Source organism: Streptomyces sp. AM8-1-1, from assembly GCF_032229325.1.
Taxonomy (GTDB): Bacteria; Actinomycetota; Actinomycetes; order Streptomycetales; family Streptomycetaceae; genus Streptomyces; species Streptomyces achmelvichensis.
Map to the genome: position 1 here is coordinate 7311062 of NZ_CP135086.1, position 22920 is coordinate 7333981.

The window sequence follows — 22920 nt, forward strand, 5'->3', positions numbered from 1 at the left end:
GACCCCGAAAGGCGGTAGGAGCAGTGCACCTCTCCCGAAGAGGACTGCTGCGCGCAGGGCTGGCCACCACGGCCGCCGCCGCGCTCGGCTCCACCGCGGCAGGCTGCGCCGTCCCCCGCGGCTCCACCGGCCGCACCATGACCCTCTGGTACTGGTCCGGGGGGCTGAGCGAGAAGGTCGTCGCCGACGCCGAGCGCCGCTTCACCGGCGTGTCGCTGCGGCCCGTCCAGATCGGCGGCTACTACCGCTCCAAGCTGATGACCACGATGACCGGGCAGGCGTACATCCCCGACATCGCGGGGCTGAGGGGCGAGGACATGGCGTCCTACCTCCCGAACGCCGACCAGTTCGTGGACCTGCGCACCCTCGGCGCCGAGAAGTTCAAGGACCAGTACCTGCCCTGGAAATGGGACGCCGGCACCGCGCCCGACGGCCGTCTGATCGGCTTCCCGATCGATGCCGGACCCGTCGGCCAGTTCTACCGCGCCGACACCTTCGAGGCGGCCGGACTGCCCACCGACCCCGCCGAGGTGTCCGCCCGGACCTCGACCTGGGAGGCGTACTTCGCGACGGGCGAGACGCTGCAGAAGAAGATCAAGGGCGCGTACTGGGTCGTCGACATCATCGCCGTCTACAACTACGCGATCGGCCAGGGCACCCGGCGCTTCGTCGACGAGAACCGCCACTTCATCGGCGACGGGGAGCATGTCCGCCGCGCCTGGGACCTGGCGCTCGAAGCGCGCCGCCGGGGCCTCGTCTCCCCGATGCTCTCCGGCACCCCCGACGCGATCGCCGCCACCGAGAAGGGACTGCTGCCCGACCAGCTCGGCGCCTCCTGGATCGGCGGCGACCTGAAGCTCAACCTGCCGAAGACCAAGGGGACATGGCGCGTGGCGCAGATGCCCGGCGGGCCCGCCAACGACGGCGGCTCGTTCCTGTCGATCACCCAGGCGTGCCGCGAGCGCGAGCAGGCCTTCGAGATCATCACCTGGCTCCTCGGGGCCGACAACCAGACGCGGGGCTTCGTCGACGCGGGCCTCTTCCCCTCGACCCCGGCGTCGTACCGGCAGAAGGCGATGCTCGACCCCGACCCCTTCTTCGGCGGCCAGCGCACGGTCGACGTCTTCGGACCGGCCGCCGAGAAGATCCCCGTCGCCTACAACAGCCCGTACGACGTGGCCCTCGGTCAGCCCATCAGGGACGAACTGACCCGTGTCTCGCAGGCGGGCAAGGACCCGAAGCGCGCCTGGAGGGACGCCATGAAGACCTGCCGCCGCATAGCCGACCATCTCGGGGTGAGCGTGTGACCACCGCACCCGCCCTCGACCGGACGGCCGCGAGCCGGCGTACCCCGCCCGAGCCGCCGCCGCGCTCCAAGGCCCGCTCGGTGCTCCGGCACTGGCGGCTGTACGCAGCGATATCGCCGTTCTACCTGATCTTCCTGGCGTTCGGCCTGATCCCCGTCGGGTTCTCGCTGTACCTCTCGTTCCACCGCTGGGACGGCCTCGGCTCCATGGAGTTCGCCGGCCTCGCCCAGTACCGCTATCTGCTCTCCGACACGCAGTTCTGGAACGCGCTGGGCAACACCCTCGTGATCTGGGCGATGGCGACCTTCCCCATGCTCTTCCTGGCGCTGCTCGTCGCGGTGATGATCAACTCCGCGAAGCGGCTGACGAGTTTCTACCGCTTCGCCTTCTTCGTGCCGAACGTCACCTCCGTCGTGGCCGTCGCCATCGTCTTCGGCTCGGTCTTCTCCACCAACTTCGGCCTCGTCAACGCCGTACTCCAGGGACTGGGTCTGGACCCGGTCGCCTGGCTCCAGACACCGTGGAGCATCAAGGTCTCCATCGCCGCATTGATGAGCTGGCAGTGGGTCGGCTACAACGCGATCATCTTCCTCGCGGGCCTGCAGACCATCCCCGGCGAGCTGTACGAGGCGGCCCGGGTCGACGGCGCGAACCCCGTGCAGACCTTCTTCCGGATCACCGTCCCGCTGATGCGCCCCGTCATCCTCTTCGCCCTCGTCGTCTCCACCGTCACCGGGCTCCAGTCCTTCTCCGAGCCGCAGGTGCTGCTGTCCACGACGTCCAACACCTCGACGTTCGCGGGCGGTCCCGACAACGCGGGCCAGACGATGGTCCTCTACTTCTTCCAGCAGAGCTTCGACAACAACGACTTCGGCTACGGGGCCGCCGTCGCCTGGGGCATCTTCCTCGTCGTCGTCATCTTCTCGATCGTCAACTGGCGCCTGGTCGCGCGCAGGGAAAAGTAGGAGGGGCCCGCCGTGCACCGTGACAAGGCCGTCAAGGGCGCCCGTGCCTCGGGAGTCGCCCTCCACGGATCGCTCCTCATCGGCGTGATCCTCTCGCTGCTGCCGTTCTACTGGGCGATCGTCATGTCGACGCACACGTCCAGCGAGATCTTCCAGTACCCGCCGAAACTGCTGCCCGGTTCGCACTTCGGCGAGAACGTCCGCAACCTCTTCGACACCACCGACTTCTTCGGCTCGATGCTCAACTCGCTGATCGTCGCCGGGTCCGTGACCGTGCTGGTGCTGTTCTTCGACTCGCTGGCCGCCTTCGTCTTCGCGAAGTTCGCCTTCCCCGGCCGCCGGGTGCTGTTCGTGCTGATGATGGGCATCTTCATGGTGCCGGCCCAGCTCCAGGCCATCCCGCAGTTCGTCATCATGGCGAAGCTGGGCTGGATCGGGTCCCTGACCGCACTCGTCGTCCCCGCCGCGGCGAACGCCTTCGGCATCTTCTGGATGCGCCAGTACATGAAGGGGGCGATCCACGACGAACTGATGGACGCCTCCCGGCTCGACGGCTGCGGATTCCTGCGCCAGTACTGGCACGTGGCACTGCCGGTGGTGCGGCCCGGACTCGCCTTCCTCGGCATCTTCACCTTCATGTCACAGTGGAACGACTACGCGTGGCCGCTGATCTCCCTCATCAACCCCGACAACGTGACCCTCCAGGTCGCCCTGTCGCAGCTCAACAGCGTGCACGGCAACACCGACTACGGCATGGTCATGGCCGGTGCGGTCCTCGCGCTGATCCCGCTTCTCATCATCTTCCTGATCGGTGCCCGACAGATGATCGCCGACCTGGCCAAGGGAGCCATCCGCTGATGCTGCCGCTCCGTCCGTGGGAATCGCCCGAGATCACCTCCTGGCGCCGGCTGCCGATGCACGCCGTGGACCGCCGCCCCGGCAGCATCTGCCTGGACGGCATCTGGCGCTTCCAACTGCTGCCCGCCCCCGACGCCCCGCTCGCCGACCACTGGTCGTCCCTGGAGGTCCCCGGCGTCTGGACCATGCAGGACGCCGGGGCGCCCGATCTGCTCCACTACACCAATGTGACGATGCCCTGGCCGCACCATCCGCCCGCATCGCCCGCGGCCAACCCCACCGGCGTCCACGAGCGCGACATCGACATTCCCGCCGACTGGGCGGGCCGCAGGATCGTCCTCCAGGTCGGTGCCGCCGAGAGCGTGCTGATCGTCGAGGTCGACGGGCAGGCCGTCGGCATCGGCAAGGACTCCCATCTGGCGAGCGAGTTCGACCTCACCGACGTGGTGCGTCCCGGAGAGCGCAGCACCCTGCGCCTCACCGTCGTGAAGTGGTCCGACAGCTCCCACATCGAGGACCAGGACCAGTGGTGGCACGGCGGCATCACCCGCTCCGTCCTGCTCTACGCCACCGATCCGCTGCACCTCGCCGATGTCGCCGTACGGGCCGGTCGCGACGGTGCGCTGCGGATCGACTGCCGGGTGCGCCTGGCCGGCGGAGCGCTCCCGCCGGGCTGGTTCGTCAGTGCCGAGCTGGAGGGCTGGGGCGAACTCGCCCAGGACACCGCCTTCGACGCGGCGATGCGGGACGACGAGCGCGTCTCGGAGTTCCTCGGAGAGGCCCGGCTGAGCGCCACGGTCACCGGCGTCCGGCCGTGGTCGGCCGAGACACCCGCGCTCCACCGGCTGACCGTGCGGCTCCACCGGGCCGACGGCACCGTCGCCGACCGCTCGCGGCACCGCATCGGCTTCCGTGACATCGAGATCCGCGGCCGGGACCTGCTCGTCAACGGCGAGCGCGTGTTCATCCGCGGAGTCAACCGGCACGACTTCCATCCGCTCACCGGACGCACCCTCACCGTGGAGGAGATGCGCGCCGACCTGGCGACGGTGAAGCGCTTCGGCTTCAACGCCGTACGCACCTCCCACTACCCGAACGACCCCGCGCTGCTCGACCTCGCCGACGAACTCGGCCTGTACGTCGTGGACGAGGCCGACATCGAGAGCCACGACCATGCCCACGAGATCGCCGACGACCCGCGCTATCTGCCCGCCTTCGTCGACCGTGTCTCCCGCATGGTGCTGCGCGACAGGAACCACCCGAGTGTCGTCGTCTGGTCGCTCGGCAACGAGAGCGACTACGGCGCGAACCACGACGCCGCCGCCGGCTGGCTGCGCCGCCACGACCCGACGCGCCCCCTCCAGTACGAGGGAGCCGCGAAGACGGACTGGTCGTCCACGCGGATCGCGAGCGACATCGTCTGTCCCATGTACGCCTCGCTCGACGAGATCGTCGCGCACGCCCGCTCCGGCACCCAGACCAAGCCGCTGATCCTGTGCGAGTACTCGCACGCCATGGGCAACAGCAACGGCACCCTCGCCGACCACTGGGCCGCGATCGAGTCCACGCCCGGTCTCCAGGGCGGTTTCATCTGGGAGCTGTGGGACCACGGCATCCTCCAGCGGCTGTCCGACGGCCGCCCCGCCGGACGGGCCGGGGCCGGCGCCTACGCGGACGGCGTGGCGGGGGAGGGCCACCGCTGGGCGTACGGCGGCGACTTCGGCGACACCCCCAACGATGGCGCGTTCTGCGCGGACGGGCTGCTCTTCCCCGACCGCACGCCGAAGCCGGCGATGTACGAGCACCGCGAACTGGCCGCGCCCCTGCGGCTGTCGTACGACGGCCGCACGGTCACCGTCCACAACCACCAGCACTTCCGGGATCTTTCCTGGCTGACCGCGGAGTGGCTGCTTTCCTGCGAGGACGGGGGAGAGGCCACCGCCCCGGCCGCGCTGCCGGCCCTGCCGCCCGGCGGCTGTGCCGAACTCCCCGTGCCGGCCGAACTGACGACCGCGCTGCCCGCCGACGGCGGGGAGACCTGGCTGACGCTGCGGGTCACCACGGCCGCGGACGAGACGTGGGCGGCGCGCGGCACCGAGATCTGCACACCGCAGATCCGGCTCCGTGAGCGCGGGACCGTACCGTTCGACACCACGCCCGCCCCGGGCCGTATCGAGGTCGACGACGACGGACTACTTCTGCACCCGCTGCTCACCGCACCGCCCGTCCTGAACCTGTGGCGCGCGCCGACCGACAACGATCTGCTCGGCGGAGCCGCGGACCTGTGGCGCGAACTCGGCCTGGACGCCCCGGTCCGCAAGCCGCTGTCGGTGAGCCGTGAGGGCGCCAAGGTGTCGGTGCGCTCGGCGTACGACACCGGCGCCGGGACCGTCGTGCACGAGCAGGTCCTCACGCCGGTCCAGGACGGGCTGCTCATCGAGGAGAGGGCGGTGCTGCCGGACGGCCTGTCGGACGTCGCCCGCGTCGGATCGGTCTTCGAGACGGTCGCGAGCCTGGACCGGATCGAGTGGTACGGGCAGGGCCCCTGGGAGTCCTACCCCGACCGCCGCTCGGCTCCCGTCGGGCGGTACGGCGCGGACGTCGACTCGCTGTTCACCCCGTATCTGCGGCCCCAGGAGAGCGGCGGCCGCCATGGCGTCCGCGGCTTCGCCCTGCGGCCCGCCGACGGCGGACCGGGCCTCGCGGTCCGGCTGGACAGCCCACGGCAGGTGGGAGTGGGGCGCTACCGGGACAAGGACCTCGCCGACGCGGCCCACCACGACGAGCTCGTGCCGCGCCCGTGCCCCGTGGTCCGCATCGACGCGGCCCACCGCGGCCTGGGCACGGCCTCCTGCGGGCCCGACACCCTGCCGCCGTATCTCGTGGGGGCCGGCACCTACACCTGGTCGTGGGTACTGCGGTCGCTCTGACGCGCGCTCGTGCGGCGCGCCAGTCCGGGGTAGTCCACGACGAATCCGTCCGCGTCGAACTCCACGTCGCGGCGGAAGTCCTCCGAGACGAACCGGACGCGCGCGCCGTGCTCCGAGGCGCCGAGGTGGGTGTAGGTCTGCGGCGAGGCGTGCACGGTGAGATCGGGCACCGACACCCACGCCATCTCCAGGCTCTGCTCACCCGCGGCGGTGTGCAGTCGATGGCGCAGCACCGGCATGGTGTTGGTGAGCGGGCACAGCGCCAGATCACAGTCGAGCGCGCCGTCGAGCCCGGGCAGCGGCTCCCCGTTCGCCTGCCACGCGCCACCGCCGTCTCGTCGCAGCCGCAGCGCGCGCATCCCGTCGGCCGACTCGACCGTCACCCGCAGCTCGCGGGTCACGAAGCCCGCGTCGGTCTCCAGCTCGTAGGAGACCCAGTACGGCTCGGGCACCATGCCGACGGCGCGGCCCCGCGCCCGCAGATCCGCATGCCCGAGATCCACCCACGCCGTCTCGTATCCCCGGCTCTGGGTGACTTCCCATGTGAGAACGTGCGACGTGACCATGGACACAGATTAGGCGCGTCGTGGGAGGTCCGGGCGCCGCGGCTGCGCCGATCTTTGTCTCAAACCCTCACGTAAAGGCGGTTGGACTTGCGTTCGAGGGTGGCCCGCATGGTGGGATGAGCCGATGCGACCCCCCACACGCATATCGACGCATTCGCGAAATCCGTACGAGGAACTCGCTCAACTGGCAGATCCGGAGCCCGACTACACCGACTACGTTCCGAGGGATCCGCTGGAGCTCGGACTGCGGTCCGACACCGACGACGAGGACGACTGGCAGCCGCCCAACCACCGCGGCAGGAGCCGCTTCGCGGCGCTGCCCGCCCTGGTGAAGCTGGTCCTGGTCACGGGCCTGTTCGCCGTCTGTCTGCTGCTCGCCGACCGGCTCGCCGAGGCGTACGCGCAGACCAAGGCCGCCGACAAGCTGCAGAATTCGCTCGGTCTCGCCACGCGGCCGGACGTGGACATCCACGGCTTCCCCTTCCTCACCCAGGTGCTCGGCGACCGGATCGACCGCGTCGACGTCACCGTGCCGGACGTCTCTGCGGACCGTGTCTCGCTCGCCGAGGTACGGGCCAGCGTGCGAGACGTCCGCATCGTCGGCGACGCCCCCACCTCCATCCAGGGTGCGGTCATCGGCCGCCTCGACGGCGAGGTCCTGCTCTCCTTCGACGATCTCAATCGCGAACTCGGAGCCTCCCAGCTGACGTTCACCGGCAGCGGCGACGACGCCGTCCGCGTCAACGGTGAACTCGCCGTCGCCGGACAGGATCTGAGCGTCCGTGCCCATGCCAGGATCACCCGCGACAACGGCCGTGCCCTCACCACGACCATCGACGGCATGCAGCTCGACATCCCGGGCGTCGCCGTCTACCGGCCGGGCAAGGACCCCGAACACTCCGGCCTGCGGCTGCACCGGGAGACGGCCGACCTCATCAGCCGCGAGGCCGCACGCGCCAAGGCGCTGCTCTCCGTGCCGGCGATCGTCGAACGGCTCGGCGTCAGCGACGCGCAGGTGCGCCGGGCGCTGGCGAGCGAGAAGGAACTGAACCGGCTGACGGGCGCCCCGAAGTTCGCCGAGCAGCTGATGAAGGTCAACCTCGTCGATGTGGTGGTCGCACACCCCGAGCTCCTGGAAAAGGTCGGCATCGACCCCGCACTGATCAAGGGCCTGCTCGCGCTGAGGCCCCCGGAGCTGTCGGAGCGGCTGTCCCTGTCCTTCGAACTGCCTGCGTCGCTGCGTGAGCTGAGTCTTCAGGACATCAGGGTGGAGAAGGAGGGCATCAAGGCCCGGGTGGTCGGTTCGGGCATCAAGGTGGGAGAAGCGGGTGGCGCGGAGGCGTCGGGTCGGTGAGGTGAGGTGAGGTGAGGTGAGGGGGCGGGGGGCGTGAGCCTTCCGCCGCGCGGCGCTCTTGCTGCGTGCTCGCGCCCGAAACTGCCGCCGGGTCGGTGCCCGCGCCCGGGACAGCTGCTGCGGGCTCGTGCCCGCGCACGACCGCCTCTCCGGGCCGGCGCCCGGGACCACTCTTCAGGGGCCCGCCGGGACCACTGCTCCTGGGCTGTTGCTCCGGCAGGTGCCCGTATCTGCCGCTCCGGGCGGGCGCCCACGCCCGCGACTCCGGCTTGGACTCCGGGACCACTCTTCCGGCCGCGTGCCGGGGCCACCACGCCGGCCCGCGCCCGCGGCCGGTGCTGCGGGCACGCGCTCGGGGCCACCGCATCCGCCGGTGCTCGCCGCTCCCGGGAGGGCGGGCGCCCGCGCCGGACGACGCCGTTCTGAGCCCGCGCGCGAGAGCAAGTCCTCGGCTCTGTACGGGGACTACTGCTCCGAGGCCGCACTGGGAACCGCCCAGGGCTCGCGCCCGGGACCGACGCCCAGGGGCGTTGCTACGACTTGCCCTCAGGCAGGGCGCCCGCGCCGGCGCCTGTGGCCGCGTCCACCGCGGGCGCGGGGACCACAACCGGGAGGCTGTGCCCGGGACCACTGTTCCGGGCTGACGCTCGGCGGCGCCCATGCTCGCGTCCACGACCACCTCACCGGTCCGGCGACCGGACACCACTGGGCCCGGCGATCGAGACGGCCGCACCGGCTCCGGGTCCACCGCACCCGCCATCGGTCGACCACCGCGACTACCGCTTCGGGCCCGGGCGGCGGAACCCAACGCCCGGCCCCCGCCGGCCCCGCGAGTACCCCCGGTCCCGCGGCCGCGACCCCCGCTCGGCGCGCGCAAGCGACTACGCCCCGGCGCGCGCCGCAACGCCCTACGCCTGCGGCTTCCAGAACGCGTCCAGAATGCGTTCCGCCGCCAGCGTCGCCGTCAACTGCCCTTCCCGGACCTGCTGTTCGAGGTCGGGCGCGAGTGCCCGTACCTCGGGATGCGCGCGCAGGCGGTCGCGCAGCCCGTCGTGGACCATCGTCCATGCCCAGTCGATCTGCTGGGAACGGCGCTTCGCCGCGAGGCGCCCCGTCGAGTCCAGCAGTGAGCGGTGCTGCTCGACCCGCTCCCACACCGTGTCCAGGCCCGTGCCCTCCCGTGCGCTGCACGACAGCACCGGGGGAGTCCACGCCGCGTCGGCGGGGTGCATCAGCCGCAGCGCGCCCGCGAGTTCACGTGCCGCGGAGCGGGCGTCCCGCTCGTGCGGTCCGTCGGCCTTGTTCACCGTGATCACGTCGGCCAGCTCCAGCACACCCTTCTTGATGCCCTGGAGCTGGTCGCCGGTGCGGGCCAGGGTGAGCAGCAGGAAGGTGTCCACCATGTTGGCCACGGCCGTCTCCGACTGGCCCACGCCGACCGTCTCGACGAGCACCACGTCGTAGCCCGCCGCCTCCATCACGATCATGGTCTCGCGCGTCGCCTTGGCGACACCGCCGAGCGTGCCCGACGTGGGGGAGGGCCGTACGAACGCCGCAGGGTCCGTCGACAGCCGCTCCATCCGCGTTTTGTCGCCGAGGATGGAGCCGCCCGTACGGCTGGACGACGGATCGACGGCGAGGACCGCGACCCGGTGGCCGAGCCCGGTCAGCAGCGTCCCGAGCGCGTCGATGAAGGTGGACTTTCCGACCCCGGGCACCCCGCTGATCCCCACCCGCCGGGCCGAACCGGCGTACGGCAACAGCTCGGTGAGCAACTGCTGCGCCAGCGCCCGGTGATCGGGGCGGGTGGACTCCACGAGCGTGACGGCGCGCGCGATGTACGCGCGCGAGCCCTCACGTACGCCCTTGACGTAACTGTCGATGTCGATCGTCGGTGGCATGAGCTCACAACTCGTGGCCGAGCGAGGCGCCCAGCGTCTTCACCAGGTCCTGCGCGGCGTCGGGAATCACCGTGCCGGGAGGGAACACGGCTGCCGCGCCGGCCTCCAGCAGGGTCGGGACGTCCTGCGGAGGGATCACCCCACCCACCACGATCATGATGTCCTCACGGCCCTCGGCGGCCAGTTCCTCCCGCAGCGCGGGCACCAACGTCAGATGGCCCGCGGCGAGCGAGGAGACGCCGACGATGTGGACGTCCGCCTCCACCGCCTGGCGGGCGACCTCGGCCGGCGTCTGGAACAGCGGGCCCACGTCGACGTCGAAGCCGAGGTCGGCGAAGGCCGTCGCGATCACCTTCTGGCCGCGGTCGTGCCCGTCCTGGCCCATCTTGGCGACCAGGATGCGCGGGCGACGGCCCTCGGCCTCCTCGAACCCCTCGACCAGCGTCCGGGTCGTCTCCACCGCCGGTGACGTCCCGGCCTCGTTTCGGTACACACCGGAGATCGTACGGATCTGCCCCGAGTGGCGCCCGTAGACCTTCTCCAGGGCGTCGGAGATCTCGCCGACGGTCGCCATGGCACGCGCCGCGTCGACCGCCAGAGCCAGCAGATTGCCCTCCAGGCCCGCGCCCGGACCGGACTCGGCGGCCGCGGTGAGCGCCCGCAGCGCGTCCTGGCAGGCGCCCTCGTCGCGCTCCGCGCGCAGCCGCCGCAGCTTCTCCACCTGCTGGGTGCGCACCGAGGAGTTGTCGACCTTGAGGACGTCGATCTCCTCGTCGGTCTCGACGCGGTACTTGTTGACGCCGATGACGGGCTGGCGTCCCGAGTCGATCCGGGCCTGCGTACGGGCGGCCGCCTCCTCGACGCGCAGCTTGGGGATGCCCGCGTCGATGGCCTGCGCCATGCCGCCGGCCGCCTCGACCTCCTCGATGTGCTGCCAGGCGCGGCGGGCGAGGTCGTGCGTGAGCTTCTCGACGTACGCGCTGCCGCCCCACGGGTCGATGACCCGGCAGGTCCCGGACTCCTGCTGGAGCAGGAGCTGGGTGTTGCGGGCGATGCGCGCGGAGAAGTCCGTCGGCAGCGCGAGCGCCTCGTCGAGCGCGTTGGTGTGCAGCGACTGCGTGTGTCCCTGGGTGGCCGCCATGGCCTCCACACAGGTACGCGTGACGTTGTTGAAGACGTCCTGCGCCGTCAGCGACCAGCCCGACGTCTGGCAATGGGTGCGCAGCGACAGCGACTTGGCGTTCTTCGGGTCGAACGTCCTGACCAGCTTCGCCCACAGCAGGCGCGCCGCCCGCAGCTTGGCGACCTCCATGAAGAAGTTCATGCCGATCGCCCAGAAGAACGACAGCCGCGGAGCGAAGGCGTCCACGTCGAGACCGGCGCCGATGCCCGCGCGCAGGTACTCCATGCCGTCGGCGAGGGTGTACGCCAGCTCCAGGTCGGCCGTGGCCCCGGCCTCCTGGATGTGATAGCCGGAGATCGAGATGGAGTTGTACCGCGGCATCTTCTGCGAGGTGTACGCGAAGATGTCCGAGATGATCCGCATCGAGGGCCGCGGCGGATAGATGTAGGTGTTGCGGACCATGAACTCCTTGAGGATGTCGTTCTGAATGGTCCCGGCCAGCTTCTCGGGCGGCACGCCCTGTTCCTCGGCGGCCACGATGTAGAGCGCCAGAACGGGCAGCACGGCACCGTTCATGGTCATCGACACGCTCATCCTGTCCAGCGGGATGCCGTCGAACAGCTGGCGCATGTCGTAGATCGAGTCGATGGCCACACCGGCCATGCCGACATCGCCCGTCACCCGGGGGTGGTCACTGTCGTAACCGCGGTGGGTCGGCAGGTCGAAGGCGACCGACAGACCCTTCTGCCCGGCGGCCAGATTGCGCCGGTAGAAGGCGTTGGACTCCTCCGCGGTGGAGAACCCGGCGTACTGACGGATCGTCCACGGCTGGTTGACGTACATCGTCGGGTACGGGCCGCGCAGATACGGCGCGACGCCCGGGTACGTGCCCAGGAAGTCCAGCCCCGCCAGATCCCCGCCGGTGTAGAGCGGCTTGACGGGAATGCCCTCGGGGGTCTCCCACACCAGGTCGGTGTCGCCCTTGCCGGTCGACTCCTTCACCGCCGTACGCCACTGGTCCTCGGAGACCTGCGACGTGCCGCCGTCCCCGAGTTCGATCTCCGTGAAGTCCGGGATCCGCATCACGCCACTCCGATCCGGTCGAGGACGGTGGTGAGGACGGCGACCGCGTCGCCGCCCGCGACGACGAACTCGTCGACTCCGGCCCGTTCGTACGTCTCACGCTGGTCGCCGGGACGCCCGGCGAGGAGGACAAGCCGCGCGCCGGCCGCCTTGAGCGCCTCGGCCACCGGCACCGCGTGCTCGGCGTAGAGGCTGTCGCTGGAGCAGACGCAGGCGATCTGCGCCCCGCTCGCGGTGAACGCCTCGGCGGCCGTGGCCGCGTCGACCGACACCGGGTCGTGGACCGGTTCGATGCCGCCGGCCTGGAAGAGGTTGGTGGCGAAGCTCACCCGCGCGGTGTGGGCGGCCGCAGGGCCGATGGCCGCGACGAAGACACGCGGCCGGGCGTCGGTGGCGGCCAGATGCGCGTCCGAGCGGGCCCGCAGCGCCTCGAACGCCTCGTCGCGGCGCACGGTGGGAAGTCCGCCGGAGGGCGCGGCGGGCGCCGGGTCGCGCTGCACCGGTGCCTGGGCGAGCAGCGGGAACTCGCTGACGCCCGTGATCGGTTCGCGCCGCTTGGCCAGCGAGGCGCTGCGGCTCTCCCAGGTCGCACCGATGCGCTCGGCCACCAGCCCGGAGCGCAGCGCGGCGGGCAGCCCGCCGGCCCGCTCGATCTCCTGGAACCAGGCCCAGGCGGCCTGCGCGACCTCGTCGGTGAGCTGCTCCACGTACCAGGAGCCGCCGGCCGGGTCGATCACGCGGCCCACGTGCGACTCCTCGACGAGGATGGTCGAAGTGTTGCGTGCGATACGGCGGGCGAACGCGTCGGGGAGACCGAGCGCGTGGTCGAAGGGGAGCACGGTCACCGCGTCGGCGCCGCCGACCCCCGCGGCGAGCGAGGCGACCGTGGTGCGCAGCATGTTCACCCACGGGTCGCGCCGGGTCATCATCACCGGCGACGTCACCGCGTGCTGGCGCTGCGCGCCGGCGGAACCGGCCCCGCACGCCTCGGCGACGCGCGCCCACACCCGGCGCGCCGCACGGAGCTTGGCGACGGTGAGGAACTGGTCGGCGGTGGCCGCGTACCGGAACTCCAGCTGACCGCAGGCGGCTTCGACGGAGAGCCCGGCGGCGGTGAGGTCACGCAGCAGGGCGACGCCGGTCGCCAGCGAGCAGCCGAGTTCCTGCGCGGCGGACGCGCCGGCCCCGTGGTACGGCAGCGCGTCGACGGTCAGGGCGCGCAGCCCGGGCCGGGAGGTGTGGCACAGCCGGGCGAGTTCGACGGCCGCGGCGGTGTGCCCGGCGAGGTCGTCGTACGCACCGGTGCGCGCGGCATGACCCAGGGGGTCGGCGCCGAGGTTGCCCAGCGCGGCCTCGGGAGCGAGTCCGCGCTCCTCGTGGATGCGCAGCAACTCCCGTGCCGCCGTGTCGAATTCGGCACCGGCGTCGAGTACGACGGGAGCGAGGTCGAGGTAGACGTCCTTCAGGGCCGTCGCCATGCCCGAGACCGGGACACCGGTCGGCCCGACGGTGAGCCAGAGGGAGGTGACCCCGTTCTCCAGGTCCGCGAGGACGGCTTCGTTCGTACGCTCCGGATCCGGGCGGTCGTGCCGCTGGCGCACGTCCCAGCCGGACACCGCCCCGCCCTCGGGCCTTCCGCCCCGGGTGAAGGGGGCGAAGCCGGGAAGGCCGGCGCTGTCGTACGCGCCGTCGCCCGCGGTGTACAGAGGACGGGTGGAGATCCCGTCCTCGATGGCTGTGGACAGCGCGTCCTCTGCCGCCGTGTCCGCGGTGTCCTTGCCTGCCTTGCGCAGCACGCCGGCGACCAGTTGCTGCCACTGCTCGTGGGTGGCATCCGGGAATTCGGCGGCCAGTGAGAACCCGTCATCGGGGAGGACCGTCATGCTCAGATGCTAGGTCAAGCACACAACTGTGCAGCAGAGGAGAAGGCTGTGACCTTGCACTCTCCCGGTCGCTCTTGATCCTTCCCGGGCGATGCCCTATTTCCGCGGGCCGTTCGACGTGCGGGAACGTCCGTCCCGCGCGCGCCTCGTGTCGGGGTCGGCGGCCGGGCCGGGGAGGGGGACGGCGCGCCGCGGACCGTGGGACAGCCGGGTGCGCGGGTCCGGCGACGGCCGTAGCGTGGACAGCACAGTCACAGGAAGGCGGAAGCCCGCAATGACCGGTGAGATCTCCTTCTTCGAACTGGGTGTCGGCGACCCTGCCCAGGCCCGTGCGTTCTACGGCGGACTCTTCGGCTGGTCCTTCGAGGAGGGCACGACGGAGGGCGGCGGCTACGCCATCCGCACCCCGGACGTCCCGGGCGGTGTGCACGGCAGCGACCCCGGCGCCGGCCCGTACCTCTTCTTCCGCGTCGACGACATGCGGACCGCCCTGGCGCGGGTCGCCGAACTCGGCGGCACCATCGACGACTTCGACGTCGGCGGGGACGAGGAGACGGTCGCCCGCTTCGGCCGGTTCACGTTCTGCCACGACGACCAGGGATCGCCCTTCGGGCTGCATGAACCCCCGAAGGGCGAGCCTGCCTGACGGACCCGTGGGGGACGGTGCTCTGCCGCCGCGGTCCGTCGCTCGGAGCCTCCCGCCCGCCGCTCGGACCCGGCGCCCCTCCCCTGCGGCTGCTCAGCCGATCGGCGCCGGCAGCGGCACCACGTCGTACGCGAGGTCGATGACATCGCCGGTGGCCGGGTCGCCCAGCTCGACGCGCCAGCGGCCGGCGAACTGGTCCACGCCGTCGCGCATCGGGATCGTGCCCGAGATCAGCACGGTGCCGGGAATCAGATCGCCGCGCCCGCGCAGCACGTCCGCCCAGTAGGCCGGCGTCAGCAGCTCGGCCAGCGTGCCGTTCTGGATGAGGAGCTCGTCGCCGTCGTGGGTCACCCAGGCGCGCAGGGTCAGCGTGTCGAGCCGGTCCTCGACATCGGCCAGCCGCCAGGCCCGCCGGGCGAGGACATCGGGGCCCGCGTTCTTGCTCCAGGCCACGCCGTGCACCTCCAGCTCGCGGTCGGTGTGGTCGCACGCGGCGGTCAGCAGCAGCTCACCGTCACGGTCGACGACGAGAGCCCACTCCGCCTCACCGGAGGTGCGTCCGTGCTGCGCGCCCACCTGTCCCGTCTGCTGGGCCAGGTACGCGGAGACCGGGTACAGCGCCGGGGTCGTCGAGGGGGCGGGCACGCCCAGCTCGGCGAGCTCGGCCACATGGGCCGCCACGTCGTCCTGGCTGCGGCCGGCGTATCCGGCGTTGAGCACCTGGACGACGTCGACCTCCCGGGTCGATCCGTCGGGAAGTTCGAAGCTCAGCAGGGCCATGATCTCTCCATACCGGGGGAAGCGAAGCGGATGAATGTGCGCCGAGGGGTTGCGCATACGACCTGTATGCAAGAAGTATGCCGGAAGGTCGACATCACGCCCTCGCACAAGGACGGAAACCGTGAAGCGCACCAGCACCAGCATCGACAAGCCCCGGGGCGGCAGGCCGGCGGTCCGCCGCGCCTTCTTCGCCAGCCTCACCGGTACCGCCCTGGAGTGGTACGACTTCGCCATCTACTCCGCGGCGGCGGCCCTGGTCTTCGGCGACCTCTTCTTCCCCTCGGGTGACCCCACGACCGGGACGCTGCTGGCCTTCTCCACCTACGCCGTCGGCTATGTCTCCCGCCCGCTCGGCGGCTTCGTCTTCGGCCGGCTCGGAGACGTCATCGGCCGCAAGAAGGTCCTGATCGCGACCCTTGTCCTGATCGGCGCCGCGACCCTGCTGATCGGTCTCCTGCCGACGTACGCCACGATCGGCGTGACGGCCCCGATCGTGCTGGTGCTGCTGCGCTTCGCCCAGGGGGTCGGCGTCGGCGGTGAGTGGGGCGGCGCCGTACTGCTGTCCAGCGAGTTCGGCGATCCGCGCAAGCGCGGGTTCTACGCCTCGGCCGCCCAGATCGGCCCGCCCGCCGGAAACCTGCTGGCCAACGGTGTGCTCGCCGCCCTCGGCGTCCTGCTCACCGAGGACCAGTTCCTGTCCTGGGGCTGGCGCGTGGCCTTCCTGCTCTCCGGAGTCCTGGTCGGCTTCGGTCTGTGGATCCGGGCCAAGCTGGAGGAGACGCCGGTCTTCAAGGCGATGGAGGCCGAGCAGACCCGCCCGGAGGCGCCCATCAAGGAGGTCTTCGCGACCCATCCCCGCGCCCTGGCCGCGGCGATCCTCAGCCGCGTCGCCCCCGATGTGCTCTACGCGCTGTTCACCGTCTTCGTGCTGACCTACGCGACCGGTGAACTCGGCATGTCCCGCGGCTCCGCCCTCGCGGCCGTCCTCATCGGCTCCTCGCTCCAGGTTGCCCTGATCCCGCTCGCCGGAGCGCTCTCGGACCGCGTCAACCGCCGTCTGGTGTACGGAGTCTCCGCCGCGGCCGCCGGTATCTGGCCGTTCCTCTTCTTCCCCATGATCGGCGGCGGCAGCTGGCCGCTGCTCGTGCTCGGAGTGGTCGTCGCGCTCGCGCTCCACTCGCTCATGTACGGTCCGCAGGCGGCCTTCATCGCCGAGCAGTTCACCCCCCGGCTCCGCTACACCGGCTCCTCGCTGGCCTACACCCTGGCCGGCGTGATCGGCGGCGCCGTCGCACCCCTGCTGTTCACCGCACTGCTCGACGCCTACGACAGCTGGATCCCGCTGGCCCTGTACGTCGCGGTGACCGCCGCCGTCACCGTCACCGGACTCCTCCTCGGCCGCGACGGCACCGACGACGAGGACACGCCGATGGCCGCGGAGCACCCGCAGCCGGCCGTCGGCTCTGCGGCCACGACCACCGCCGGCTGACCTCAGCACCCCGGAAAGGACCCCCATGCGCATCGCCCTGAGCCAGATCACCACCGGCCCCGACCCGGCACAGAACCTCGCCGTCCTGCGGGAACAGGCTCACCGCGCGGCGGAGTCCGGCGCACGTGTCGTCGTCTTCCCCGAGGCCGCGATGGCCTGCTTCGGAACCCGCCTCGGCCCGATCGCCGAACCGCTCGACGGCCCGTGGGCCACCGAGGTCCGGCGGATCGCCGAGGAGGCCGGACTCGTGGTGGTCGCGGGCATGTTCACCCCGGCCGCCGAGGGCAAGGTGACCAACACTCTGCTGGCCACGGGCCCCGGCGTCGAGGCGGCCTACGACAAGATCCATCTGTACGACGCCTTCGGCTTCGCCGAGTCCGACACCGTCGCCGCCGGGTCGGATGTGGTCACGATCGACGTCGACGGTGTCCGCGTCGGACTGGCCACCTGCTACGACGTCCGGTTCCCCGAACTGTTCCGGGCGCACGCCGACGCCGGAGCCGTGCTCACCCTGCTGCCCGCGTCCTGGGGAGCCGGTCCCGGCAAGCGTGACCAGTGGGAACTGCTCACCCGCGCCCGGGCGCTCGACGCCACCCTGTGGGTCGCAGCCGTGGGTCAGGCGGACCCGGTCGCGTCCGGCGCGACGGTGACCTCGAAGGCGCCGACCGGGATCGGCCACAGCGCGGTCGTCGGCCCGGACGGGACCGTGAGGCAGCGGCTCGACGCGGGACCGGGTCTGCTGGTGGCGGACATCGACCCCGACGAGGTCGCGGCGGTACGCCGGGCCATTCCGGTCCTGGCCAACCGCAGGCTGCGCGCCTAGGGGCGGCTCTGCGCGGCCACCGCGGGAGCGGGGCCGGTCCTTCGGGATCAGGCCCCGCACGTACTAGCCGGGTCGGCGCTCCCTAACCCGCGAGGAGCACCTTGAGTGTCGTCTCCAGGTGGCTGTCGATCGCGGCGCACGCCGCTTCGGCATCACCGGAGGCGATCGCCGAGAGGATCGCGTGGTGTTCCTCCAGCACCGCCGCCTGGCGCCCGTGCTGGTTGAACAGGGCCACCACGCCCGCCCGGATCTGCCGGCTGCGCAGTCCGTCGTAGTGCCGGTCCAGCAACGCGTTGCCCACCGCCGAGACGATCGTGGCGTGGAAGAGATGGTCGACGGCGATGAAGTCCCTGGCCTGGCCGGGCGTGCTCAGCGTCCGCTGCCGCTCCAGGATGTCGTTCAGCTCCCGCATCGGCGTACCACCGCGCGAGATGAGCTGCTCGGCCGCGTACCGCTCGACGATCCCGCGCAGTTCCATCAGTTCGGTGATCTCACGGCCCGTCAGCGGCACGACCTGTGCGCCGCGCTTGGGCACCAGGCGCACCAGGTCCTCGGCGGCGAGCAGCAGCAGCGCCTCCCGGATGGGAGTGCGGGAGACCCCGATGCGGTCGGCGAGGTCCTGCTCCGAGAGGAAGGTGCCCTGCATGTCGGGATCGGTGAGGACATGGTCCTTCAGATACGCGTACGCCTTGTCCCGGCCCGACGCCACGGCTACCCCCACTTGGTTGCATACAACGGGTATACCGAAATTACCACGCGTTCCGCGGTCCGCGGGTACGTTTCTGTGCGCCTCGGGTAACACCTACCCCATGTGCTGGAGTGCGACGGCGGATCTGGTGGCGGGCACCGGCATCGCCGCGATCGGGGTGGTCTGCGTGGCCCGGGTCCGCCGGGTCGGCGATCTGCCGCTGGCCGCGCTGCCCCTGCTCCTCGGGGCGCACCAGATCATCGAGTCACTCGTCTGGCGCAGCGGCGGCGGGCCGGGTGCGGCCACCGACGCCTGGGCCGCCATCGCGCTGCCCCTGCTGCCGCTGTGGGTACCGCTCGGGGTCCTGCTCGCCGAGCCCGCCGAGGTGCGCAAGAGGCTCGTCGTCCCCCTCGCGGCCGGCCTGACCACCGCCGCCGTTCTCTCCTACTGCCTGGCCACGCGGACGGTCACCGCCGAGATCCGCGGACACACCGTCGGCTATCTCCTCGATCTGCCGCGCTCGCCGCTGATCATCGCCGGCTATTTGCTGGCCACCGTCGGTGCGCTGCTCCTCGCCCGGGACCCGGCGCTGCGGCTGCTCGGCATCGTGGCGGGGGTGGGCGCGGTGGTGTGCCTCCTGCTGTGGCGGGAGGAGTTCGTCTCCACCTGGTGCGCGCTGGCCGCCGTCGCCTCGGTCGTTCTGCTCGTCTGGGTGCGGCGGCGGCCTCAGCCGCCCGCGGCACCGCACGTGGCCGTCTGAGAACCACCCGCGCCCGCGGCCCCGGCATCACCGGCGGCAGCGCCCTCGTCCGCGGACACGGTGCCCGGCTCGTCGCTGCGGGCACGCAGGGTGAGCCGCCCCGACGTCTTCTGCGAGGGCAGGAACGCGGCCAGCACCAGCCCGGCGAGCACCGCCCCGGTGGCGATCAGGAACGAGACCCGGAAGCCGTTCATGCTCGGCACGAGCACATCGCCCATCGGGACGGCGGTGTGCGCGAGCACCATGCCGATCACGGCACTCGACACCGAGGTGCCGATCGACCGCATCAGCGTGTTCAAGCCGTTTGCGGCGCCCGTCTCGGACGGGTCGACCGCGCCGATGATCAGGGCGGGCAGGGAGGAGTACGCGAGACCGATGCCGGCGCCGAGCACGACGGAGATGACGACGGTCTGCCAGGCGGCACTCATCAGGCCGAGGCCGGCGCCGTAGCCGATCGCGATGATCAGCATGCCGAGCAGCAGGGTCGCCTTGGGTCCGCGACGGGCGGAGATCCGTGCGTAGACCGGGGCGACGAACATCATCGTCAGACCCAGCGGCGCGACGCAGAGGCCGGCCACCACCATGGAGCGGCCGAGACCGTAGCCGGTCGATTCGGGCAGCTGGAGCAGTTGGGGAAGGACCAGCGAGACGGCGTAGAACGCGACGCCGACCATGATCGACGCCAGGTTGGTGAGCAGCACCTCGCGACGAGCGGTGGTCCGCAGATCCACCAGCGGCGCGGAGCTGCGCAGCTCCCACACGCCCCAGGTGAGCAGCACGGCCACCGCGACGCCGAACAGGCCCAGCGTCGTCGGGGAGCCCCAGCCCCAGTCGCCGCCCTTGGTGATCGGCAGCAGCAGGGACACCAGGCCCGCGCTCAGCCCGAGGGCCCCCACCAGGTCGAAGCCGCCCTTGGCGCGCAGCGAGGACTCCGGCACCACCAGCACGGTGAGCAGCATCGACAGCAGACCGAGACCCGCCGAGGCGAAGAACAGCGTGTGCCAGTCGGTGTGCTCGGCGACGAGAGCGGCCGCAGGCAGGGCGAGACCGCCGCCCACGCCGATCGACGAACTCATCAGGGCCATCGCCGAGCCGAGCCGCTCCCGCGGCAACTCGTCGCGCATGATGCCGATCCCCAGCGGTATCGCACCCATGGCGAAGCCCTGGAGAGCGCGGCCGACGATCATCGTCACCAGGTCGTCGGTGACACCGGAGATCAGCGAGCCGACGACCATGACGGCGAGGCTTGCGAGCAGCATCCGTCGCTTGCCGTAGAGGTCACCGAGCCGTCCCATGATCGGGGTCGACACCGCACCGGCCAGCAGGGTGGCCGTCATCACCCAGGTCGCGTTGGCAGGGCTGGTGCTCAGCAGGACCGGCAGATCCTTGATGACAGGCACGAGCAGGGTCTGCATGACCGCGACGGTGATGCCGGCGAACGCGAGAACGGGGACGACGCCACGAATGCCCCGTCCCCCCGCGCCGGTCAGTCCACCGCCCGGCTGTGCCCCTGGCGGCTCTTCGGTTGTGTCGTGCGGCATGCGGGCGGCCTCCGGGGCTGACGGGGTCCAGCGGCTTGCGCCATGTGCGGGGGACAGCGGAATTCGCCCGGCCCCTGCCGGACGAACCTGGGGTGTGCACTGGCGAGCCAAGTATGTGCACGGTGAACGTTTTCTTGTCCGGCCGTTATTCCGTGGGCATCCGGGTACCCGGCGGGCGCAGTGAGGTGCCGAGGACGAGAAGGAGTTGAGCACATGCGCCGGCCACCGCGACACCCCGCGCCCGGGCCGGGCGGCGGGGACACGATGGAGGGGCGGCGCCGTGCGGTCCTGACCGAGGACCCGGAGTTCCTCACGTCCGTCGGCGCCACCGGCCCGGGCGGGGATCGAGCCGCCAGGGGCACGCGAGGTGCGTGATCGCTGTACCGCGGCCGCCGCCTGCTGCGAGCGGGCGACGCGGTCCGTACGGCAGGCCGCCGCCCGGCGACCGAGCGACAGGCCGGCCGCCAGGCCCGGCAGAAAGGAACGACCATGACGGACCGTCGGCAGGAGGATCCGGTGCAGAGCGATCACGAGCCGGACCAGCCCGTACCCCGCGACCCTCCCGACCAGCAGGACCTGGGCGGTGAGGACGCGCTGGACCTCCCTCGCTCCTCTTCCGACGAGACCGAGGACGGGGAGGGCGGCCGGAGCGGCAAGGACGACGACAAGCCCGATCAGAGCCTGCCGGACGCGGACGAGTCGGGGGCGGGCCCGACCGGAGAGCCGCGCAGCGGCTCCGTCCACCCCGAGCAGCCGGTCCCCGACGAGCCATCCGGCTGACCCGGCTCGCACCCCGCGCCGAGACGGGCGAGCCTGGAGAGGCGCCACCCCTCCCGGCCCGCACCACGGCCGCACCGGAGGAAGAGGAAAGCGAGAGGAATCCGATGGGCGTGTTCGAGCCGATCCGCAGCCGGGCCGTGTTCCGGCGGCACACGGGATCGGATCCGCTCGGCCGGGGCCGGGCCGTGATCGAGGCTCCCGCCCGGTCGGCGCGCGACATCGCAGGACTCCTCGTCCTCGGAAGCCCGCCCGGCACAGGCCCGGTGCGGCGGGCGCTCTCCCTCCCGGTGACCGCGACGGCCGACGACTTCGGCGGCCCCGCGAGATTCGTCGGCAGGCTGCCGGTGATCGAGCTGACGTCGTCGACGGGCACGACTGGTGGGGGCCGGTGGCCTGCGGGCCGGCCGGCCACGAGTGGGGCGAAGCACCTGGTGTCGCGTGGGCCGGGGCGGCTCTCTTCGGCTCCGGTGCTCGCCGCAAGTACGGTCGTCGCCGATTCGGCGGGGGCCGCCGCCCACACCGTCGGCCCGTCGGCATTCGCAGCCCGCGCTGCCGACACGGCGACGCTCGCCGTCCGTACCGTCTCAGGGCGACAGTGCCGTGGGCCCCACCTGCCCGGCTCTTCGCGACCGGCGCCCGGAGCCGCCCGGAGCCCGGCACGCGGCCTCGGCCCCGCCAGGAGCGCTCACCGGCCCTGGGCGCTGCGGCGCACACCGCGACCGCACACGAGCCGGCGGCCCGGGCCGCCGGACCACAAGCTCGGCTCGTCAGGCACCACCCGGCGCGAGGGACGGCGTTTCGACTCGTGCCCTGCCCGGCAGCTCACAACGGTCACCGGCGCCGAAGCCGTACCCCCCGCGGCAGCTGTACCGCACCAGCCGCACCATCGCCGGCGGCCTCACGCCACCCCGGCCCCCACACGCTTCGGGTTCGCCGCCGAAGGGATCGCGCCTCGACCGGCGAACCCCTGCCCGGTCGGCCCTCGGCGGCCCCCGCGAACACCGCACGGAGAGCGAGGAATCACGGTGAACAGTGCCGATCAGAGCACCACACCTGTCGTGGTGAGCATCACCGGATGCGCCAAGGAGGACGCCGACAAGGTCTTCCGGGCGCTGGGACAGTCGCATGCGTCCGACCGCGATGACGGGGACGCGCCCCAGTACGTGTCGGGCGATCACGCGACCGTGTGGACGGCGACGTTCGACGTCTCCGGCACGCACACGGCCTCCGGGCCCGTAGAGCTGTCCGAGCCCGTCGAGGCCGAGATCCAGGGCGGCTACTGGGCCGTCGACCGGATCCAGGAGACCCTCGCCTCCGCTTTCACCGTGCAGGAGCAGGGCATGGCGGCGGGTGACCAGGAGAAGGACGTACAGCTGCGGCTGTCGAGTGGCGGCAGCTGACCGACACCCGCCGGGAGGCTGTCCGCGGCAACCGGACGGCCCG

At 71.7% G+C, this 22920-nt stretch carries 18 protein-coding genes; 11 read left to right on the plus strand and 7 right to left on the minus strand.

Annotated elements, in window-relative coordinates; genetic code table 11:
- Positions 1 to 23 precede the first annotated feature (23 nt).
- From RPQ07_RS32655 to RPQ07_RS32670, 4 genes are read left to right on the plus strand one after another with little or no spacing between them, the layout of a single operon-like run.
- A complete protein-coding gene (locus RPQ07_RS32655) occupies positions 24 to 1307 on the plus strand; it encodes an ABC transporter substrate-binding protein (RefSeq protein WP_313947829.1) in 1284 nt (427 codons plus the stop codon).
- Positions 1304 to 2272, plus strand: a complete 969-nt coding sequence (locus tag RPQ07_RS32660; RefSeq protein ID WP_313947830.1) for a sugar ABC transporter permease — start codon at positions 1304 to 1306, stop codon at positions 2270 to 2272. The genes RPQ07_RS32655 and RPQ07_RS32660 overlap by 4 nt, the downstream gene beginning before the upstream one ends.
- 12 nt (positions 2273 to 2284) lie before the next feature.
- Positions 2285 to 3130: a carbohydrate ABC transporter permease gene (locus RPQ07_RS32665; protein WP_313947831.1), complete on the plus strand. Its 846-nt coding sequence runs from the start codon at positions 2285 to 2287 to the stop codon at positions 3128 to 3130.
- The gene (locus RPQ07_RS32670) at positions 3130 to 6060 is read left to right on the plus strand and encodes a glycoside hydrolase family 2 TIM barrel-domain containing protein (protein ID WP_313947832.1); all 2931 of its coding nucleotides are present in this window, start codon (positions 3130 to 3132) and stop codon (positions 6058 to 6060) included. Before RPQ07_RS32665 ends, RPQ07_RS32670 begins: the two co-directional genes overlap by 1 nt.
- Here RPQ07_RS32670 and RPQ07_RS32675 read toward each other — a convergent pair.
- The gene (locus RPQ07_RS32675) at positions 6027 to 6626 is read right to left on the minus strand and encodes a putative glycolipid-binding domain-containing protein (RefSeq protein WP_313947833.1); all 600 of its coding nucleotides are present in this window, start codon (positions 6624 to 6626) and stop codon (positions 6027 to 6029) included. The genes RPQ07_RS32670 and RPQ07_RS32675 overlap by 34 nt on opposite strands.
- A gap of 124 nt (positions 6627 to 6750) precedes the next feature.
- On the opposite strand from RPQ07_RS32675, the gene RPQ07_RS32680 reads away from it, so the two are divergent.
- Positions 6751 to 7980: a DUF2993 domain-containing protein gene (locus RPQ07_RS32680; protein ID WP_313947834.1), complete on the plus strand. Its 1230-nt coding sequence runs from the start codon at positions 6751 to 6753 to the stop codon at positions 7978 to 7980.
- A 908-nt stretch (positions 7981 to 8888) separates the two neighbouring features.
- Here RPQ07_RS32680 and meaB read toward each other — a convergent pair.
- The 3 genes from meaB to RPQ07_RS32695 are packed head-to-tail and all read right to left on the minus strand — an operon-like array spanning position 8889 to position 13970.
- Positions 8889 to 9881 (minus strand): methylmalonyl Co-A mutase-associated GTPase MeaB, encoded by a 993-nt coding sequence (gene meaB / locus RPQ07_RS32685; RefSeq protein ID WP_313947835.1) that lies wholly within the window; start codon positions 9879 to 9881, stop codon positions 8889 to 8891.
- 4 nt (positions 9882 to 9885) lie between these two features.
- A complete protein-coding gene (gene scpA / locus RPQ07_RS32690; RefSeq protein WP_313947836.1) occupies positions 9886 to 12087 on the minus strand; it encodes a methylmalonyl-CoA mutase in 2202 nt (733 codons plus the stop codon).
- A complete protein-coding gene (locus RPQ07_RS32695) occupies positions 12087 to 13970 on the minus strand; it encodes a methylmalonyl-CoA mutase family protein (protein WP_313947837.1) in 1884 nt (627 codons plus the stop codon). Before RPQ07_RS32695 ends, scpA begins: the two co-directional genes overlap by 1 nt.
- A 274-nt stretch (positions 13971 to 14244) precedes the next feature.
- Between RPQ07_RS32695 and RPQ07_RS32700 the strand changes: the two genes are divergently transcribed.
- Positions 14245 to 14616 carry a VOC family protein gene (locus tag RPQ07_RS32700; protein WP_313947838.1) on the plus strand — a complete coding sequence of 124 codons (372 nt, stop codon included), beginning with the start codon at positions 14245 to 14247 and terminating at the stop codon, positions 14614 to 14616.
- 93 nt (positions 14617 to 14709) lie between these two features.
- Here the strand turns inward: RPQ07_RS32700 and RPQ07_RS32705 are convergent, their stop codons facing one another.
- A complete protein-coding gene (locus RPQ07_RS32705) occupies positions 14710 to 15396 on the minus strand; it encodes a DUF2848 domain-containing protein (RefSeq protein ID WP_313947839.1) in 687 nt (228 codons plus the stop codon).
- A 121-nt stretch (positions 15397 to 15517) separates the two neighbouring features.
- On the opposite strand from RPQ07_RS32705, the gene RPQ07_RS32710 reads away from it, so the two are divergent.
- Together RPQ07_RS32710 and RPQ07_RS32715 are read left to right on the plus strand one after the other, a co-directional pair.
- Positions 15518 to 16885: an MFS transporter gene (locus tag RPQ07_RS32710; RefSeq protein WP_313947840.1), complete on the plus strand. Its 1368-nt coding sequence runs from the start codon at positions 15518 to 15520 to the stop codon at positions 16883 to 16885.
- 25 nt (positions 16886 to 16910) lie between these two features.
- Entirely contained in the window at positions 16911 to 17708 is a 798-nt protein-coding gene (locus tag RPQ07_RS32715) for a carbon-nitrogen hydrolase family protein (protein ID WP_313947841.1), read from the plus strand.
- A gap of 82 nt (positions 17709 to 17790) precedes the next feature.
- Here the strand turns inward: RPQ07_RS32715 and RPQ07_RS32720 are convergent, their stop codons facing one another.
- Positions 17791 to 18417 (minus strand): GntR family transcriptional regulator, encoded by a 627-nt coding sequence (locus RPQ07_RS32720; protein WP_313947842.1) that lies wholly within the window; start codon positions 18415 to 18417, stop codon positions 17791 to 17793.
- Positions 18418 to 18517: 100 nt separating this feature from the next.
- Here RPQ07_RS32720 and RPQ07_RS32725 point away from each other — a divergent pair, with 100 nt between their 5' ends.
- A complete protein-coding gene (locus RPQ07_RS32725; protein ID WP_313947843.1) occupies positions 18518 to 19156 on the plus strand; it encodes a DUF6629 family protein in 639 nt (212 codons plus the stop codon).
- On the opposite strand, the gene RPQ07_RS32730 is transcribed toward RPQ07_RS32725, so the two are convergent.
- On the minus strand, positions 19123 to 20697 hold the full coding sequence (locus tag RPQ07_RS32730; protein WP_413777799.1) for an MFS transporter: 1575 nt from the start codon (positions 20695 to 20697) through the stop codon (positions 19123 to 19125). The genes RPQ07_RS32725 and RPQ07_RS32730 overlap by 34 nt on opposite strands.
- A gap of 489 nt (positions 20698 to 21186) precedes the next feature.
- Here RPQ07_RS32730 and RPQ07_RS32735 point away from each other — a divergent pair, with 489 nt between their 5' ends.
- A complete protein-coding gene (locus RPQ07_RS32735) occupies positions 21187 to 21477 on the plus strand; it encodes a hypothetical protein (protein ID WP_313947844.1) in 291 nt (96 codons plus the stop codon).
- A 1025-nt stretch (positions 21478 to 22502) separates the two neighbouring features.
- A complete protein-coding gene (locus RPQ07_RS32740) occupies positions 22503 to 22877 on the plus strand; it encodes a hypothetical protein (RefSeq protein ID WP_313947845.1) in 375 nt (124 codons plus the stop codon).
- Positions 22878 to 22920: the final 43 nt, after the last annotated feature.